The organism is Rhizobium sp. SAFR-030 (assembly GCF_059415005.1).
Genome location: NZ_JBPFDO010000004.1, coordinates 59912 through 78038 on the forward strand (window position 1 = coordinate 59912; position 18127 = coordinate 78038).

The following is an 18127-nucleotide window of genomic DNA, read 5'->3' on the forward strand; positions in this document are numbered from 1 at the left end:
TAAAACTGCATCACACCGTCAGATGCCGCCTTGCTTCTGCCGTATCCAGTGTTTCCGCCGGCCCCTCGTGCACAATCTCGCCACGATCCATGATGTAGACGTGGTCGGCAAGCTCGCGGCAGAAGTCCAGATATTGTTCGACCAGAAGAATAGCCATGCCCGTCGAATCACGCAGATACTGTATGGCGCGGCCGATATCCTTGATGATCGATGGCTGGATGCCTTCGGTGGGCTCGTCGAGCACGAGGATCTTGGGTCGGGTCACCATTGCCCGGCCGATGGCGAGCTGCTGTTGCTGACCGCCCGACAGGTCCCCGCCACGGCGCGACAGCATGGAGTTCAACACCGGAAACAGGGAGAAGATGTCGTCGGGGATGAACCGGTCCTTGCGGGCGAGCGGCGCAAAACCGCTTTCGAGATTTTCCCGGACCGTCAGCAGCGGAAAGATCTCGCGGCCCTGCGGCACATAGCCGATCCCGTGCTTTGCCCGCCGATAGGGCGCCAGCCCGTTCAGGCTCTCGCCGTTGAACGAGACCGTGCCGCCGCTCACCGCATGCTGGCCGGTGATGGCGCGCAACAGCGAACTCTTGCCAACGCCGTTGCGGCCGAGCACGCAGGTGATCTTGCCCATTGGCGCGGCAATCGAGACGCCGCGCAACGCCTGCGCAGCTCCGTAGTGAAGATTGACGTTGTCGACTGTCAGCATGGTTGGTCTCCGAAATGATAGCTCGGCGCCAGATCGCCCCCCTCTGTCACTTCGTGACATCTCCCCCTCAGGGGGGGAGATCGGGTGGGGATGCCAGCGCCTCCTTCGATCTCTCCCCTTGAGGGGGAGATGCCCGGCAGGGCAGAGGGGGGGTGTCACGGGCAAAACATCAATCATTACCGCCCCAGATAATTTTCGATGACCTTCGGATCGTTCGACACAAAGTCGATCGATCCCTCGGCAAGCACCGAGCCTTCCGCCAGGCACGTCACCTTGACGCCGAGGTCGCGGATGAAGCCCATGTCGTGCTCGACCACGACCACCGAGCGGGTCTTGGCGATCTCGCGCAGGAGGATGGCGGTCTCGGCCGTCTCCGCGTCGGTCATCCCGGCCACCGGCTCGTCGACCAGCAGCAGCTTCGGTTCCTGGGCGAGCAGCATGCCGATCTCCAGCCACTGCTTCTGGCCGTGACTGAGATTGGCGGCAAGCTCGTGCCGGCGATGGCCGAGGCGAACGGTTGCCAGGATCTCCTCGATGCGCAGCCGGTCGTCCTCGCTCAGCCGGTAGAACAGCGTGGCGAAGACGCCGCGCTTGCGGTTCAGCGCCAGTTCCAGATTGTCCCAGACCGTATGGCTTTCAAACACCGTCGGCTTCTGGAACTTGCGGCCGATGCCGAGCTGGGCAATGTCGGCTTCGTCCTTGCGGGTGAGGTCGATGGCATCCTCGAAAAGCACCATGCCGCTGTCCGGCCGCGTCTTGCCGGTGATGATGTCCATCATCGTCGTCTTGCCCGCGCCGTTCGGACCGATGATCGCCCGCAGCTCCCCGGGCTCGACCACGAAGGACAGCGCGTTGAGCGCCTTGAAGCCGTCGAAGGAGACCGACACGTCCTGCAGGTAGAGCAGGCTTTTCGACCGTGTTTCCGCTACCGTTTTCATCGCTCTACTCCGCTGCCTGAACCTGCTGTGCCGAAGGGGGCGGACCGGCATCCCGGCCCTTCTCCGCCTCGGCGGCGGCGCGCAGGCCTTTTCGCGCGTTCCAGCCGTGCGCGATCGTGCCGACGATGCCCTTCGGCAGGAACAGCGTGACGCCGATGAACAGCGCGCCGAGCGCATAGAGCCAGAATTCCGGGAAGGCGCCGGTGAAGAAGCTCTTGCCGCCGTTGACCAGCACCGCGCCGATGATCGGCCCGACCAGCGTGCCGCGACCGCCGACCGCCGTCCACACGACGACCTCGATGGAATTGGCCGGCGCGAACTCGCCCGGATTGATGATGCCCACCTGCGGCACGAACAGTGCCCCGGCGATGCCGGCAAACATCGCCGAGACGACGAAGGTGAAGAGCTTGATGTTTTCGACCCGGAAGCCGAGGAAGCGCACCCGGCTTTCCGCATCGCGCACGCCCACCAGCACCTTGCCGAACTTCGAGCGGACGATCGCCGATGCGACCACCAGGCAGAGCGACAGCATGACCGCCGACAGCGCAAAAAGCACGGCGCGGGTGCCGTCGGCCTGCACCGAGAAGCCGAGAATGTCCTTGTAGTCCGTGAGGCCGTTATTGCCGCCGAAGCCCATGTCGTTGCGGAAGAAGGCGAGCATCAGCGCATAGGTCATCGCCTGGGTGATGATCGACAGGTAGACGCCGTTCACTCTCGACCGGAAGGCAAACCAGCCGAAGACGAAGGCAAGCAGGCCCGGCACCACCAGCACCATCAGCATGGCAAACCAGAACATGTCCATGCCGTGCCAGAACCACGGCAGTTCCTTCCAGTTGAGGAAGACCATGAAATCCGGCAGCAGCGGATTGCCGTAGGTGCCGCGCGAGCCGATCTGGCGCATCAGGTACATGCCCATCGCATAGCCGCCGAGGGCGAAGAAGGCGCCGTGGCCGAGCGACAGGATGCCGCAATAGCCCCAGACGAGATCGAGCGCCAGCGCCAGCAGCGCGTAGCAGAGATACTTGCCCATCAGCGCCATGGCATAGGTCGGAATGTGCAGAGCACTGTCTTGCGGCAGCAGCAGGTTGCAGGCCGGAACGATGACGGCGACGGCGAGCAGGATCGCAACGGCTGCGATGACGCAGCCCTCGAGTGCCCTCAGGAGGAAGCTCGTGATCATGCCTCGACGGCCCTTCCCTTGAGCGCGAACAGGCCGCGCGGTCGCTTCTGGATGAAGAGGATGATGAGGACGAGCACCAGGATCTTGCCGAGAACGGCGCCGACCGAGGGCTCGAGGAACTTGTTGAGGACGCCGAGCGAAAGCGCCCCGACCAGCGTGCCCCAGAGATTGCCGACGCCGCCGAACACCACGACCATGAAGCTGTCGATGATGTAGCTCTGGCCAAGATTGGGAGAGACGTTGTCGATCTGCGACAGCGCCACGCCGGCAATTCCGGCGATCCCCGAGCCCAGCGCGAAGGTGAAGGCATCAATCCAGGGGGTGCGGATGCCCATCGACGAGGCCATCCGGCGGTTCTGCGTGACGGCGCGCATCTGCAGGCCGAAAGCCGAGCGCTTCATCAGCACCAGCAGGCCGAAGAAGATCGACAGTGAGAAGACGACGATCCACAGCCGGTTCCAGGTGACCTGCATGCCGCCGAGCGGGAACGAGCCGGACATCCACGACGGATTGCCGACCTCACGATTGGTCGGTCCGAAGATCGAGCGGATGGTCTGCTGCAGGATCAGCGAGATGCCCCAGGTGGCGAGCAGCGTTTCCAGCGGCCGGCCGTAGAGGAAGCGGATGATGCCGCGCTCGATGACGAGACCGACGGCACCGGTAACGAGGAAGGCGACCGGCAGGGCGATCGCCAGCGACCAGTCGAACAGCTGCGGCGCAGAGGTGCGGATGACCTCCTGCACCATGAAGGTCGAGTAGGCGCCGATCATCACCATCTCGCCATGCGCCATGTTGATGATGCCCATGACGCCGAAGGTGATGGCAAGACCGATGGCGGCCAGCAGCAGCACCGACCCGAGCGACACGCCGTACCAGACGTTCTGCGCCATGTCCCAGAAGGCGAGCGTGCCCTCAATCTTGGCGATGGCGGCATCGACATCGGGCTTTAGCGTCGGATCGAGCGTCGAAGAGACGGTCATCAGGATGCTGATCGCGCCGCGACCGCCGATCGTGCCGATGGTCTTGATTGCCGCCCGCTTGTCTTCGACGGAGCGATCGGAAGACAGCACCGAGGCGGCCCGCGCCTCTTCCATGCGCGCCTTGACCTCGCGGTCGGTTTCCTTGGCGAGTGCTGCCTCGACAAGCTCGAGGTTTTCGGCGCTTGGCGAGCGCAGCACCGCATCGGCCGCCTGCAGCCGCACGGCCCGGTCGGGGCTGAGCAGCGTCAGGCCGCCCAGCGCCGAGCGCACGACGCGGCGCAGCGAATTGTTGACGCGGATCTTGGTGACCGCGCCCTTCGGCGCCTCGCCCACCGTCTCACCGCTCAACGGATCGACGAGTGCGAGATTGGCGCCGGCGGGCCGGGTGATGAACACGGCGCCGTCTGATTTGCGGGTATAGAGATCGCCTTCGCCGAACGCTTCCAGCGCCGGCACGACACGTGCGTCGCCGGACGCGGCCAGCTGCCCGATGAGATCTTCGGCCTGTTTGAAGTCTGCCTTGCCGAGGCCGTCGATCAACGCCTTGGGATCGGACTGCGCAGACGCCGGCGCGGCAATGGATAGAAGGAGAAAAACGAGTGTGATGAAACGGATAAGCATTCTCTTGTCCCCCGGATGGCGGGCGGCAGTGCCTGAGGAGTACCACCCGCCTGCCAGCGCCTTTTCCTGACGGAACCGGCGTTACGATGAGGCAGGAAAGGCACTACCCCCTCTGGCCTGCCGGCCATCTCCCCCACAAGCGGGGAGACACTTTGCGGCACCCGCCTGGCCTGCCAACGGCTTCCACGGATCGACTGGGTTAGAGCCCTCCCCCTTGTGGGGAGGGTTGGGAGGGGTATTCGCCCCGGCTGACGTGATCAGCTGCCCTTGCCGCCGCACTTGCCGGTGGCGACGTTGAAGTTGCCGCACGACATCGGCTTGCGCCAATCGGAGATGAGGTCCTTCGAGTCCGGCAGGTAGTCGGACCATTCGTCGCCGACGACGGCCGGCGTCTGCTGCACGATCTCGAACTGGCCGTCGGCCTGGATCTCACCGATCAGCACCGGCTTGGTGATGTGGTGGTTCGGCATGACGGTGGACGTGCCGCCCGACAGGTTCGGCACCGAGACGCCGATGATCGAATCCAGCACCTTATCGGTGTCCACGGTACCGGCCGCTTCGACCGCCTTCACCCAGGCGTTGAAGCCGATATAGGCGGCTTCCATCGGGTCGTTGGTGACGCGCTTGTCGTTCTTGGTGAACGTCTTCCATTCCTTGATGAACGAGGCGTTGACCGGGGCATCGACGGACTGGAAGTAGTTCCAGGCGGCGAGATGGCCGACCAGCGGCTTCGTGTCGAGGCCGGCGAGTTCTTCTTCACCGACCGAGAAGGCGACGACCGGGATGTCTTCGGCCTTGATGCCCTGGTTGCCGAGTTCCTTGTAGAACGGCACGTTGGCATCGCCGTTGATGGTCGAGACGACGGCGGTCTTCTTGCCGGCCGAGCCGAACTTCTTGATGTCGGTGACGATGGTCTGCCAGTCGGAGTGACCGAACGGCGTGTAGTTGACCATGATGTCCTCTTCCTTGACGCCCTTCGACATCAGGTAGGCCTTGAGGATCTTGTTGGTCGTCTGCGGATAGACGTAGTCGGTGCCGGCCAGAACCCAGCGCTCCACGCCTTCATTGTCGGCGAGGTAATCGACCGCCGGGATCGCCTGCTGGTTCGGAGCGGCACCGGTGTAGAAGATGTTGCGCGAGGATTCCTCACCCTCGTACTGGACCGGGTAGAAGAGGATCGAGTTCAGCTCTTCGAAGACCGGCAGGACCGACTTGCGCGACGACGAGGTCCAGCAACCGAAGACGGCGGCGACCTTGTCCTGGGAAATCAGCTGGCGCGCCTTTTCGGCAAACAGCGGCCAGTCGGAGGCCGGATCGACGACGACGGCTTCGAGCTTCTTGCCGAGCACGCCGCCCTTCTTGTTCTGCTCCTCGACGAGCATCAGCATGACGTCCTTCAGCGTCGTCTCGGAAATCGCCATCGTTCCCGAAAGCGAATGCAGAACGCCGATCTTGATGGTGTCGTCGGCGGCAATCGCGCCATGGAATGCCGTCGTCGACATAATGGCAGCGAGCATGGCGCCGCCAAGCTTGGCCTTGAAATTCATCGATCCGTCCCCTCTTCTTGTTCGCCTGCAACGGGCCTCTCAAGCGGGCTTCAAACGTTGCAGAAGGACTATCGGACGCTGCACCGCAAAACCACATACGTCGATTGACGTAGGCGCCGGGGCGAAACGCGAAGAGGCTGTTTGTCGGGCCAGGAACCACCCTCCGGTGGGTGCCCCGGCGAACCGTTCGGTTGCGGTGCGGGAACCTTTCCACCCGACGCGCACTTGCCCTTCCCGGACGCGCCATCCGCCCGAGGAGCCCCCGCATGATCAACGATCTCTGGTACAAGAATTCCGTCGTCTACTGCCTCTCGGTCGAGAGCTTCATGGATTCCAACGGCGACGGCGTCGGCGACTTTCCCGGTCTGATGCGCCGGCTCGACTACCTGAAGGGCATGGGCGTCGATGCCATCTGGCTGATGCCCTTCCAGGCGTCGCCCGGCCTCGACGACGGCTACGACGTGTCGAACTACTACGACATCGACCCGCGCTACGGCACGCTTGGCGATTTCGTCGAATTCACCCACGCCGCCAAGCAGCGCGGCATCCGGGTGATCATCGACCTCGTGGTCAACCACACCTCTGACCAGCATCCGTGGTTCCAGGAGGCGCGCAACGACCCCAACTCACCCTACCGCGACTGGTACGTGTGGTCGCAGACCAAGCCTGCCGATGCCGAGAAGGGCATCGTCTTTCCCGGCGTGCAGAAGACCACCTGGACCTATGACGAGGTGGCCAAGCAGTACTTCTTCCACCGCTTCTACAAGTTCCAGCCCGACCTCAACACGGAAAACCCGATGGTGCAGGCCGAGATCCTGAAGATCATGGGCTTCTGGATCCAGCTTGGCGTCTCGGGTTTCCGCATGGATGCGGTGCCCTTCGTGATTGCCGAGAAGGGCGCGGACATCAAGAAGCCCGGCCAGCAGTTCGATCTCCTGCGCTGGTTCCGGGCGTTCCTCCAGTGGCGCAAGGGCGACGCCATCATTCTTGCCGAAGCCAACGTGCCGCCGAAGCAGAACCTCGAATATTTCGGCGAGGACGGCGACCGCATGCACATGATGTTCAACTTCCACGTCAACCAGTCGCTGTTCTACGCGATGGCGAGCGGCGACGGCGCTCCGCTGGTCAAGGCGCTGAACGACACCCGCATGCGCCCGGAGACCGGCCAGTGGGGCAGTTTCCTGCGCAATCACGATGAGCTTGACCTCGGACGGCTGACGGAAAAGCAGCGGGCGCGGGTGTTCCAGGAGTTCGGCCCGGAAAAGGGCATGCAGCTCTATGACCGCGGCATCCGCCGGCGGCTGGCGCCGATGCTGGGCGGCGACCGCCGGCGGCTGGAGCTGGCCTACAGCCTGATGTTCTCGATGCCGGGAACGCCGGTGCTTCGCTATGGCGACGAGATCGGCATGGGCGATGACCTGTCGCTGCCCGAGCGCAACTGCGCCCGCACCCCGATGCAGTGGTCCGACGAGCCGCAGGCCGGCTTCAGCAGCGCCGACAAGACGGTGCTGCCGGTAATCAGCGAGGGCCCGTACCGTTTCGAACACGTGAATGTCGCCAGCCAGCGGCGCGATCCGAACTCGTTCCTCAACTGGACGGAGCGGATGATCCGTATGCGCAAGGAAGCGCCGGAGGTCGGCTGGGGCGATTTCACCATGCTCGACACCGGCAACAAGGGCGTCATGGCGATGCGCTTCGACTGGCGCAACAACGCCGTGATGACGCTGCACAACCTCTGCGACCAGCCGCAGGAGATCCTGCTCGACGTCGGCGTCGGCGAACTCGGCCACAGCCTCATCGACATCCTCGACGGCGACAGCAGTCAGGCGGAGGAAGACGGCCGCCACCGCATCCTTCTCGGCCCCTACGGCTATCGCTGGTTCCGCGTCGGCGGGCTGGACTATCTGCTGCGCCGCACGGAGGTCTGACCGCCCCTACTCTCGGGTGAGCCAGGCGCTCGCTGCGCTCAAAGGCCTTTGCCGGATGAATGTTCGGCAGAGGGTGACCTACGCGTTCAATTCGGCCGGTTGCGGAGCTTTTCCGCCTCGGCGTAGAACTTCTTCTCCCACTCCTTGTGGTTGTCCAGTCCTTCGCGGATGAACGGCGTGAAGATCGCCAGGTGCATCAGCATCCAGTTGACCAGGCGGGCGGGGAAGTTCAGCGGCTTGACGAAATCGACGAACAGCACGACGCGGGTCTGGTCGGTGTGGTTCCAGGCCTCGTGTTCGAAGGCGTCGTCGAAGATCAGCACCTTGCCTTCCTGCCAATGGCAGATCTGGTCCTTGACGCGAATGGCGAGATTGTCGCCGGCGGCCTCCGGCACGATGAGGCCGAGATGCAGGCGCAGCACGCCGTTATAGGGTCCGCGATGCGCAGGCAGGTGCTTGCCGGGCTCGAAGATCGAGAACATCACCGTCGTCAGGCCAGGTATCTTCTGCATCGCCGTCCACGTGTCCGGGCAGGCGGCGATGTTCTGCTCCGACTTCACGCCGAAGCCGAGCAGGAAGAATGTCTTCCAGCCGTTGTCGCTGGAGATCGTCTTCACGTCCGTCGAGATATCCTGGAACGTCGGAAGCTCGTCCTTGCGCACCAGGATGCGGTCCAGTTCGGCACGGATCGCCGGCGCCGCCTTCTCGATCTCGGCGGCCCAGGGAAACACGGCGTTGTCGTAGACCGGCGGGTTGCCGAGCTTGGCATGTCTGAAGTTCAGTCCTTCCGCCCAAGCGACGATCCCCATGAAGAAGCGGGTGACGCGGCTTGGCCGGTGCATGGGCGCGATGCCCTCGGTTCCGAAGGTCTGTTCGGCGACGGGAACGCCTGACGATGTTTGAGAGTCCACGGGAGATAACCACACTGCAGGAATTGTTGAGGGGAACCGGAGGGAAGCACGATAGGCTTTCCTAGCGGCAGAATGCGGTGCACCTTTGATGACGGGCGCTGAAGGACAGGCGCGATATGCGGCGCATTTGTGACATAGGCAAATCCGGCTTGCAAATCACTGTTGAACGCCTGACAGTGCACAATCAATCATCATGCACAAAAGGACGCCAGCAGCTTATGGCAGCGCGGCAACGCATTATCCCCGTCCGCCGCGAATACAATCGCTGGGTGGCAAACCAGACGCTGGAAGATTATGCGCTGCGGTTCACCGCCAAGAGCGCCCGGCGGTTCTCCTCCAGCCGTATCTCGCAGACGGCGATCGGCGCGATCTCCTTCCTGGCGCTGGAAGCGATCGGCGGGGCGATCACCCTCTCCTATGGCACCACCAACGCCTTCTTCGCCATCCTCGTCGCCGCCTCGGTGATGCTCGTCGTCGGCCTGCCGATCAGCCGCTATGCGATCCGTCACGGCGTCGACATCGACCTCCTGACGCGGGGCGCGAGCTTCGGCTATATCGGCTCGACGATCACCTCGCTCATCTATGCGAGCTTCACCTTCATGCTGTTTGCCATCGAGGCGTCGATCATGACCGGCGCACTCGACCTTGCCTTCGGCATTCCGCCCTGGATCGGCTATGTCATCAGTGCCGCCGTCGTCATTCCGCTGGTCATCTACGGGGTACAGCTGATCTCGCGCTTCCAGCTAATCACCCAGCCTTTCTGGATCATCCTCAACATCCTGCCTTTCATCTTCATCGCCTTCATGGACTGGGAGAAGTTCGACCTCTGGCGCTCCTTCGCCGGCATCGGCCACTCGAATTCCGAGGTCGGCAATGCCGCACCCTTCGATCTCCTCGAATTTGGCGCCGCCTCTGCGGTGATCCTGGCGCTGATGCCGCAGATCGGCGAGCAGGTCGACTTCCTGCGCTTCCTGCCGGCCGAAGGCCAGCAGAAGTGGCGCCACCGGCTGGCGGTCTTCCTCGCCGGCCCCGGCTGGGTGGTGGTCGGCGTGCCGAAGCTGCTGGCCGGCTCGTTTCTCGCGGTGCTGACGCTGTCGACGGCGGTGCCGGCCCGTGAAGCCGGCGATCCGGCGCACATGTACCTCGCCGCCTTCGGCTATATGATCCCTAACGAGACGGCGGCACTGCTGCTGATGGCGGCCTTCGTCGTCGTGTCGCAGCTGAAGATCAACGTCATGAACGCCTATGCGGGCTCGCTCGCCTGGTCGAACTTCTTTTCCCGCCTCACCCACAGCCATCCGGGCCGCGTCGTCTGGCTGGTGTTCAACGTGGCGATCGCGCTCCTGCTGATGCAGCTCGGCATCTATCGCCTCCTGGAGGCGACGCTCGGCGTCTTTTCGATCATTGCCATGGCCTGGCTGTGCACGATCTCCGCCGATCTCTTCGTCAACAAGCCGCTTGGCCTCTCGCCGCCGGGCATCGAGTTCAAGCGCGCCCATCTCTACGATCTCAATCCCGTCGGGCTCGGATCGATGTTCGGCGCCGCAGCCATTGCGCTGACCGCTCATTTCGGCGCCTTCGGGCCGCTCGCCGCCTCGCTGGCGACTTATCTGACGCTGTCCGCCTTCATCCTCTCGCCGCTGATCGCCTGGGGCACCAGGGGACGCTTCTACCTCGCCCGCAAGCCGCGTCACGCCTGGAAAAACCTGACGGCGATCACCTGCTCCATCTGCGAGCACCCGTTCGAACCGGAGGACATGGCCTGGTGCCCCGCCTATGCGGCGCCGATCTGTTCGCTCTGCTGCTCGCTCGACAGTCGCTGCCACGACATGTGCAAGCCGAACGCCCAGATGAAGGCGCAGATCGGCAGCGTCGCCCGGTCCTTCCTCTCCGCCGCCGTGGTCGATCGCCTGACGACGCGGCTCGGCCGGTACGCGCTGACCTCGGTCATCTCGGTCTCGCTGATCGGCGCCATCCTGGCGATGATCTCCTACCAGGTCGGCCAGGCGACGCCTGCCAATGCCGATGTGATCTACGGCACGGTACTGATCGTCTTCTTCGTCTTTGCCATCACCGCCGGCATCGTTTCCTGGTTCTACGTGTTGGCGCATGACAGCCGGGTGGTGGCCGAGGAGGAATCCTCGCGGCAGAACACCCTGCTGCTGAAGGAGATCGCCGCCCACAAGAAGACCGACGCGGCGCTGCAGAAGGCGAAGGAAACGGCCGAGGCCGCCAATCGCGCCAAGAGCCGCTATGTCGTCGGACTGAGCCATGAGCTGCGCACGCCGCTCAATGCGGTGATGGGCTATGCCCAGCTGCTGGAACGCGACGAGACGATCCCGGTGCCGCGTCAGCCGGCGATCCGGGTGATTAAGCGGTCCGCCGATCACCTGTCGGGACTGATCGACGGGCTGCTCGACATATCGAAGATCGAGGCCGGCCGCCTGCAGGTCTATTCGAACGAGATCAACATCCAGGACTTCCTCGACCAGGTGGTGGAGATGTTCCGGCCGCAGGCGCAGGCCAAGGGGCTCGAGTTCGTCCATGAGCGCGCCCGCAGCCTGCCCCATTACGTGCGCAGCGACGAAAAGCGGCTGCGGCAGATCCTCGTCAACCTCTTGTCCAACGCCATCAAGTTCACCGACGAAGGCGCCGTGCGCTTCGAGGTCGCCTACCGCAGCCAGGTGGCAACCTTCACCGTTGCCGATACCGGCCGCGGCATCGCCGAAAGCGATCTCGGCCGCATCTACGAGCCGTTCCAGCGCGGCGAGGCCGAGAATGTCCGTCCGATGCCGGGGCTCGGGCTTGGCCTCACCATCACAAGGCTGCTGACCAACACGCTGGGCGGCGAGATCTCGGTGACCAGCACCAAGGGTGAAGGCTCGCAGTTTCGCGTGCGGCTGATGCTCTCGGCCGTCGATCGCCCCATCACCATGGCGCCGGCCGAAAAGAAGATCGTCTCCTACACCGGCGCCCGTCGCACCATCGTCGTCGTCGACGACAACGAGGATCACCGCGACCTGATGCGGGAGGTACTGACGCCGCTCGATTTCGTCGTACTGACGGCAAGCGGCGGGCCGGAATGCCTGACGCTGATCGAAGGCGTCACGCCGGACCTTTTCCTCGTCGACATCCTGATGCCGGGGATGAGCGGCAGCCAGCTTGTCGAGCGGCTTCGCGAGGACGGGCAGACCGCACCGATCCTGATGCTGTCGGCCAATATCGGCGACGGCACCTCGGCGCTCCTCCCCGGCGACGGCCACAACGACGCGCTGGCGAAACCGGTCGACATCCGCCAGCTGGCGGACAAGCTCGCCGTCCATCTCGGCCTCAGCTGGATCCACGAAGGCGACGAACCGCAGCCGGTCGCCGAGGCGCCAATCGTCAGTCCCGGACGCGCCCATCTGGAAGATCTCCGTCAGTTCGGCGAAATCGGCTATATCCGCGGCATCGAGGCAAAGCTTGCGGACCTCGGTCGGCTGCCCGGCAATCAGCCCTTCGTCCAAAAGGCAGGTGTCTATGTTCAAGCTTTCGATCTGGCAGGCTACATGACCTTCCTCGATCGGTTCATCGAAGAAAGAGTCGCTGACGATGTCTGACACGGCCATGCCCCGCGATATCGTGCTTCTGGTCGATGACAGCCCGGAAGCGCTGGGCTTCCTCACCGAGGCACTGGAGAGTTCCGGCTTTTCGGTGCTGATCGCCACGTCCGGCCAGTCGGCCCTCAGCATCGTCGACCGGATTACCCCGGACATGATCCTGATGGACGCCGTGATGCCAGGCATGGACGGCTTTGACACCTGCCAGCGGCTGAAGGCGAACCCGGGGATGGCGCAGGTTCCGGTGATCTTCATGACCGGTCTTACCGAGACGGAGCATGTCGTGCATGCGCTCGGCTCCGGTGGCGTCGACTACCTGACCAAACCGATCAACATCGACGAGCTGCGCGCCCGCATCCGCGTACATCTCACCAACGCCCGGTCCGCCCAGAGCGCCCGCGTGGCGCTGGATGCCGCGGGTCGGCATCTTCTGGCAGTGAAGGGCAATGGCAGCCTGCACTGGTCGACGCCGCAGGCGACGCGGCTGATCAATTCGGCAACCGGACGGGACGACGGCCTCGACCTTCTGGTGCGGCAGATCGAAAGCTGGATGAACGGCCGCGACAGGCCCGGCTTTTCCCGCGATGCGGCTTTCTTATTCCGGCATGAGGGTGACGGCCTGACCGACGGGCGAAAGCCCGGTCTGCCCGGCAGCCTGCAATGCGCCTATCTCGGCGCCATCGGGCCGGACGAGTATCTGTTCCGCGTCACCGTCGTCGGAGGCAGGGCCGACGATCTCGTGCTGCGTGAGAACTTTCCGCTGACGATGCGCGAGTCCGAAGTGCTGATGTGGATCGCCAAGGGCAAGTCGAACAAGGACATCGGCGATATCCTCGGACTTTCGTCGCGCACCGTGAACAAGCACCTGGAGCAGATCTACGTGAAGCTGGGCGTCGAGAACCGCGCCTCGGCGGCGGTCAAGGCCGCCCGCGTGCTGCACGAAGTCTGATCCCGGACCAATCGCACCTGCACCGCACAAAACCCTGAGCACGAAAAAGGCCCGGACGATGCCGGGCCTTTCCAGATTGATTAGAGACTGAGCGGATTACATGCCCTGCTGGAAGTAGCTGAACTTGCCGTCCGGGCCCTTCTTCCATTCGTACATGACGTAGCCCGGCAGCTTCGGATCGCCCTTTTCGTCGAAGGCGATGTCGCCGAGAACGGTCTTGAACGGGCCCTTTGCCTTCAGCGTCGCGGCAACGGCTTCTGCGTCGTCCGACTTGCCGGTAGCCTTGATGCCTTCGGCGATGACCTGAACGGCAGCGTAGGAATAGAGCGTGTAGGCTTCCGGGTTGAAGCCGGCGGCCTTGAACTTGGCAACCAGGTCCTTGTTTTCCGGACGCAGCGTCGGGTCGGGACCGAAGGTGTTGAGCGTGCCTTCGACGGCGTCGCCGGCGATCGAGGCCAGTTCGTTGGAGACGATGCCGTCACCCGATACGAGCGTTGCCTTGAGGCCCTGGTCTTTCGCCTGGCGGATGATCAGGCCGGCTTCGGTGTGCAGGCCGCCCCAGTAGATGATCGTGACGCCGGCTTCCTTCATCTTGGAGATGAGGGCCGAGAAGTCCTTGTCGCCGACGTTGACGCCTTCGCGGATGACCTGCTTCTTGCCGGCCGCATTGTAGGCCTTCATCGTTTCTTCGGCGAGACCCTGACCGTAAGGCGTCTTGTCGTCGATGATGGCGATCTTGGCGTCAGCGAACTTTTCGGCAAGATACTTGCCGGCAACGCCGCCCTGCTGGTCGTCACGACCGCAGGTGCGGAAGGTGTTCCACAGGCCGCGCTCGGTGAATACCGGGTTGGTTGCAGCCGGGGTGATCTCCAGCATGCCGTTCTCGGCATAGACTTCCTGCGAAGCCGGGATGGAAACGCCCGAGTTGAAGTGGCCGACCACGTACTTCACGCCGTCGGAAGCGAACTTGTTGGCGACCGAGATGCCCTGCTTCGGGTCCGAAACGTCGTCGCCGAGAGTGATCTTGATCATCTCGCCGTTGATGCCGCCGGCAGCATTGATGTCGGCAGCAGCCTGTTCGGCACCCTTCTGCAGCTGCGCACCGAAGGCAGCGTTCGGACCGGTCAGCGGGCCGCCGACGCCGATGACGATATCTGCCCACGCGCTGCTGCCGCCGGCCAAGATGGCCGTCAGTGCAACAGCGGAAAGAAGAAGCTTCTTCATAGATTTACTCCCAGTTAAGAGGTGAGGATTCGTCAAGGAAACCAAGCGCAATACCCACCTTTATTGCGTCGGAAAGCTGTTCCACTCGGGGGACCTTTATAGTGGCCCTTCTGTCAATCTGAGGTCAGAAAACCGCAGCTGTCAATCTTTCTTCTTCCACGAGAATGCGGAGGTCGGCTCGTAGAGCCAATAGTAGTTCTGGACCATCTGCCGGGTGCGCCGAAGCCGGAAACCGGCGACCGCAAACACCAGCAGCAGCGCTACGTCGAGGACGTAGTAAGCGGCGCTGATGAACGGCCCCTGGAACAGGGCGTAGTGGAGGAAACGCATCACCACGCCGAGCAGCAGCGCGTAGATGACAACCGTCACCATGCCGTTCCAGCCCTCGGCCGCCGCCCGCCCGGACCGCCACGCGGTCCAGAATCCGACCAGCAGAACCAGGAAGCGCAGCATGTAGCGCACGCCCGTATCGTCCTCGATAAACAGTCCCTGCATGTCAAATCCCTCCGGCCCGCGCGCTCGACTGGGCGCCGCTCAATGCCGTCCACCTTCCAGATACGCCGCACGCACTTCCGGGTTCCTCAACAGTTCCCGGCCGGCGCCGCTCATCGTGACCTTGCCATTGACCATCACATAGGCGCGGTCCGACAGCTTCAGCGCAGCGAATGCGTTCTGCTCGACGAGGAAGACGGTAAGCCCCTCTTCCTTGTTGAGCGTCTTGATCGCCTCGAAGATCCCCTTGACGATCAGCGGCGCAAGACCGAGCGACGGCTCGTCGAGCAGCAGCAGTTTCGGCCGCGCCATCAGCGCCCGGCCGATCGACAGCATCTGCTGCTCGCCGCCCGACAGGGTGCCGCCGCGCTGGCTCTGACGCTCCTTGAGGCGCGGAAAGAGCGTAAAGATCTTTTCGACGTCCTCGTTGAAATATTTGAGGTTGTCGAGACCGGCGCCCATCTGCAGGTTCTCATAGACCGTCATGCGCGGGAAGATCCGCCGGCCTTCCGGCGACTGGGCGATCCGGCGGCGGGCGATCAGGTGCGTCGGCAGGCGGGTGATATCCTCGCCGTCGAACACGATCTCGCCGGTGCGGGCCTGCGGGCTGCCGCAGATGGTCATCATCAGCGTCGACTTGCCGGCGCCGTTGGCACCGATCAGGCTGACGATCTCGCCTCGGTTGACATGGATATCGACACCGGCCAGTGCGCGGATGTTGCCGTAGAAGGTTTCCACGCCGCTGACCTTCAGCAGAGGTTCAACGGTTGGGTTCGGATCGGCCATTAAAGCGCGCCCCCATCGAGTTCTTCATGGATGACTTCTTCGACCTCGTCGTCCTCGACACCGAGATAGGCCGCGATGACCTTCGGATCGTTCTTGACGTGGTCCGGTGTGCCATCGGAGATCTTCTGCCCGTATTCGAGCACCACGACGTGGTCGGAGATTTCCATCACCACCGACATGTCGTGCTCGATCAGCAGGATCGAAACGCCCTCGTCGCGGATCGCATGCAGCAGCGTGTTGAGTGCCGCAGACTCGCGCGGATTAAGGCCGGCGGCCGGCTCGTCGAGGCACAGCAGCTCGGGGCCGGTGCACATCGCCCGGGCAATTTCCAGCCGACGCTGAGCGCCGTAGGGAAGGTCGCCTGCCGGATCGTCGGCGCGATCGGTGAGATCGGCCATGTCCAGCCAGTGCTTTGCCCGCTCGATCGAAAGATCGACCGCCTTGCGATAGGCCGGCAGGCCGAGCAGACCGAGGATCGTATAGCCGGACGCCTTCATCAGCGCATTGTGCTGGGCGACCAGCAGGTTTTCGAGAACCGTCAGGCCGGAAAACAGCCGGATGTTCTGGAACGTCCGCGCAACGCCGCCCACCTTGTTGATCTCGAAGTCGCGCAGCCGCTCGAGCAGGTAGTGCTTGCCGTCGCTGCGGTTGAGCGTCAGCATGCCCATCGTCGGCTTGTAGAAGCCGGTGATGCAGTTGAACACGGTCGTCTTGCCGGCGCCGTTCGGGCCGATCAGCGCGGTGATCTCGCCGCGTCGGACATCGAAGGAGAAGTCGTTGATGGCCATCAGGCCGCCGAACTTCATCGACAGATGTTCGACCTTGAGGATGACATCCGAGGTTTGCATGGGGGTCACGGGAGACATCAGCCGTGCCCCTCCTTGGTGAAGCTGCCGGAAACCGCTCGTCTTTCCTTCAGGAAGGCGGTCGGGGACCGGCTGCCGACGAAGCCGCGCGGCTTGAACAGCATGACGATGATCATCGCCAGACCGAAGAGCAGCATGCGATAGAGTTCAGGGGTGAAATCGGGGCCGAAGACGACCTTCAGGAACGACATCTCGCGCAGGATCTCGGTGCCGCCAACCATCACCACCGCAGCGATGGCAATGCCGGTCAGCGAGCCCATGCCACCCAGGACGACGATGGCCAGGATGACGGCCGATTCCAGGAACACGAAGCTTTCCGGCGAGACGAAGCCCTGGCGGGTGGCGAAGAACGAGCCGGCGAAACCGCCGAACATCGCGCCGGTGGCAAATGCCGTCAGCTTGGTCTTCACGGTATCGATGCCGAGCGAACGGCAGGCGATCTCGTCCTCGCGCAGCGCCTCCCAGGCGCGGCCGATCGGCATGCGCCGCAGCTGGATCGTCACGTAGGCGGTCAGCATGCACAGCGCCAGGATGATGTAGAACAGGAAGATCTTGTAGTAGACCGACGAGGCCGACAGGCCCCAGGCCTTGACGAAATTGTTGGCAGCGCCGGTATCGAAGGACCAGATGCCGAAGAACGATGCCTTCGGAATGCCCGAGATACCGAACGTCCCCTTCGTCACGTCCGTCCAGTTGATCAGCACGAGCCGGATGATCTCGCCGAACGCCAGCGTGACGATCGCAAGATAGTCGCCGCGCAGCCTCAGCACCGGAAAGCCCAGCATGATGCCCCAGAGTGCGGCAAAGATGCCCGACAGCGGCAGCAGCACCCAGAAGGACAGGCCGAAATAGTTGGACAGCAGCGCGTAGGAATAGGCGCCGACCGCGTAGAAGGCGACATAGCCGAGATCGAGGAGGCCGGCCAGACCGACGACGATGTTGAGGCCCCAGGCGAGCATCACGTAGATGAGGATCTGGATGCCGAAGTTGTCGACGTATTTCAGCGAGCCCTGCTTGCCGACGATCATCATCGACAGGAACGGGTAGAGCAGCATGAAGATCAGCGCGATCTTCAGGAAATGCGCGTGGAAGAAGCCCTTCTTCTCGGAGATGTCGAGAACCCCGGCCTTCGACTTGGCAAGCTTGCGCCGGTCGATCTGCGGCTTGATGAAGGCCACCGTGACGAAGCGGCTGACGGCGGTGATCGCCACGAAGATCAGCAGCAGCGTCCAGCGCGTCCGCCACACCAGGGCATTGTTGATGTCCTGGTAGGTTTCGATGCCGACATAGAGAAGGAACATGCCGAAGGCGACAGCGCCGGCAAACAGCGCTTCCTTCAGCGCCGTGGCCATCAGGCCAGGAGCGGCTTCGGTCGGTTCAGAGATTTGAATTGCCATGAT

Annotated in this window: 14 protein-coding genes; 3 read left to right on the top strand and 11 right to left on the bottom strand. The window is 63.4% G+C overall.

What is annotated here, in order from left to right; translation table 11 throughout:
- Positions 1-10: 10 nt before the first annotated feature.
- The 5 genes from urtE to urtA form a co-directional block, all read right to left on the bottom strand.
- Positions 11-706 (bottom strand): urea ABC transporter ATP-binding subunit UrtE, encoded by a 696-nt coding sequence (gene urtE, locus ACR65N_RS13190; RefSeq protein ID WP_440457401.1) that lies wholly within the window; start codon positions 704-706, stop codon positions 11-13.
- A 176-nt stretch (positions 707-882) separates the two neighbouring features.
- Positions 883-1644, bottom strand: a complete 762-nt coding sequence (gene urtD, locus ACR65N_RS13195) for an urea ABC transporter ATP-binding protein UrtD (RefSeq protein WP_430304365.1) — start codon at positions 1642-1644, stop codon at positions 883-885.
- A 4-nt stretch (positions 1645-1648) separates the two neighbouring features.
- Entirely contained in the window at positions 1649-2824 is a 1176-nt protein-coding gene (gene urtC, locus ACR65N_RS13200; RefSeq protein WP_440457402.1) for an urea ABC transporter permease subunit UrtC, read from the bottom strand.
- Positions 2821-4425, bottom strand: a complete 1605-nt coding sequence (urtB, locus tag ACR65N_RS13205; RefSeq protein WP_440457403.1) for an urea ABC transporter permease subunit UrtB — start codon at positions 4423-4425, stop codon at positions 2821-2823. Before urtB ends, urtC begins: the two co-directional genes overlap by 4 nt.
- A 257-nt stretch (positions 4426-4682) precedes the next feature.
- The gene (gene urtA / locus ACR65N_RS13210; RefSeq protein ID WP_440457404.1) at positions 4683-5972 is read right to left on the bottom strand and encodes an urea ABC transporter substrate-binding protein; all 1290 of its coding nucleotides are present in this window, start codon (positions 5970-5972) and stop codon (positions 4683-4685) included.
- Positions 5973-6238: 266 nt separating this feature from the next.
- On the opposite strand from urtA, the gene ACR65N_RS13215 reads away from it, so the two are divergent.
- Positions 6239-7900, top strand: a complete 1662-nt coding sequence (locus ACR65N_RS13215; protein WP_440457405.1) for an alpha-amylase family protein — start codon at positions 6239-6241, stop codon at positions 7898-7900.
- An 86-nt stretch (positions 7901-7986) separates the two neighbouring features.
- Here the strand turns inward: ACR65N_RS13215 and olsC are convergent, their stop codons facing one another.
- The gene (gene olsC, locus ACR65N_RS13220; RefSeq protein WP_440457406.1) at positions 7987-8811 is read right to left on the bottom strand and encodes an ornithine lipid ester-linked acyl 2-hydroxylase OlsC; all 825 of its coding nucleotides are present in this window, start codon (positions 8809-8811) and stop codon (positions 7987-7989) included.
- A 218-nt stretch (positions 8812-9029) separates the two neighbouring features.
- On the opposite strand from olsC, the gene ACR65N_RS13225 reads away from it, so the two are divergent.
- Together ACR65N_RS13225 and ACR65N_RS13230 are read left to right on the top strand one after the other, a co-directional pair.
- Positions 9030-12410, top strand: coding sequence for a hybrid sensor histidine kinase/response regulator (locus ACR65N_RS13225; protein WP_440457407.1), 3381 nt, complete (start codon positions 9030-9032; stop codon positions 12408-12410).
- Entirely contained in the window at positions 12403-13359 is a 957-nt protein-coding gene (locus ACR65N_RS13230) for a response regulator (RefSeq protein ID WP_440457408.1), read from the top strand. The genes ACR65N_RS13225 and ACR65N_RS13230 overlap by 8 nt, the downstream gene beginning before the upstream one ends.
- A gap of 96 nt (positions 13360-13455) precedes the next feature.
- On the opposite strand, the gene ACR65N_RS13235 is transcribed toward ACR65N_RS13230, so the two are convergent.
- From ACR65N_RS13235 to livM, 5 genes are all read right to left on the bottom strand, one after another.
- Complete coding sequence (locus ACR65N_RS13235; RefSeq protein WP_430304375.1) at positions 13456-14583, bottom strand: branched-chain amino acid ABC transporter substrate-binding protein; 1128 nt, start codon at positions 14581-14583, stop codon at positions 13456-13458.
- A gap of 141 nt (positions 14584-14724) precedes the next feature.
- Positions 14725-15078: a DUF6867 family protein gene (locus ACR65N_RS13240; protein WP_430304376.1), complete on the bottom strand. Its 354-nt coding sequence runs from the start codon at positions 15076-15078 to the stop codon at positions 14725-14727.
- Between the two features lie 39 nt (positions 15079-15117).
- A complete protein-coding gene (locus ACR65N_RS13245; RefSeq protein ID WP_440457409.1) occupies positions 15118-15861 on the bottom strand; it encodes an ABC transporter ATP-binding protein in 744 nt (247 codons plus the stop codon).
- Positions 15861-16727, bottom strand: a complete 867-nt coding sequence (locus tag ACR65N_RS13250) for an ABC transporter ATP-binding protein (RefSeq protein WP_430304378.1) — start codon at positions 16725-16727, stop codon at positions 15861-15863. Before ACR65N_RS13250 ends, ACR65N_RS13245 begins: the two co-directional genes overlap by 1 nt.
- Positions 16727-18124, bottom strand: coding sequence for a high-affinity branched-chain amino acid ABC transporter permease LivM (gene livM, locus ACR65N_RS13255; RefSeq protein WP_430304379.1), 1398 nt, complete (start codon positions 18122-18124; stop codon positions 16727-16729). Before livM ends, ACR65N_RS13250 begins: the two co-directional genes overlap by 1 nt.
- Between the last annotated feature and the right edge of the window lie 3 nt (positions 18125-18127).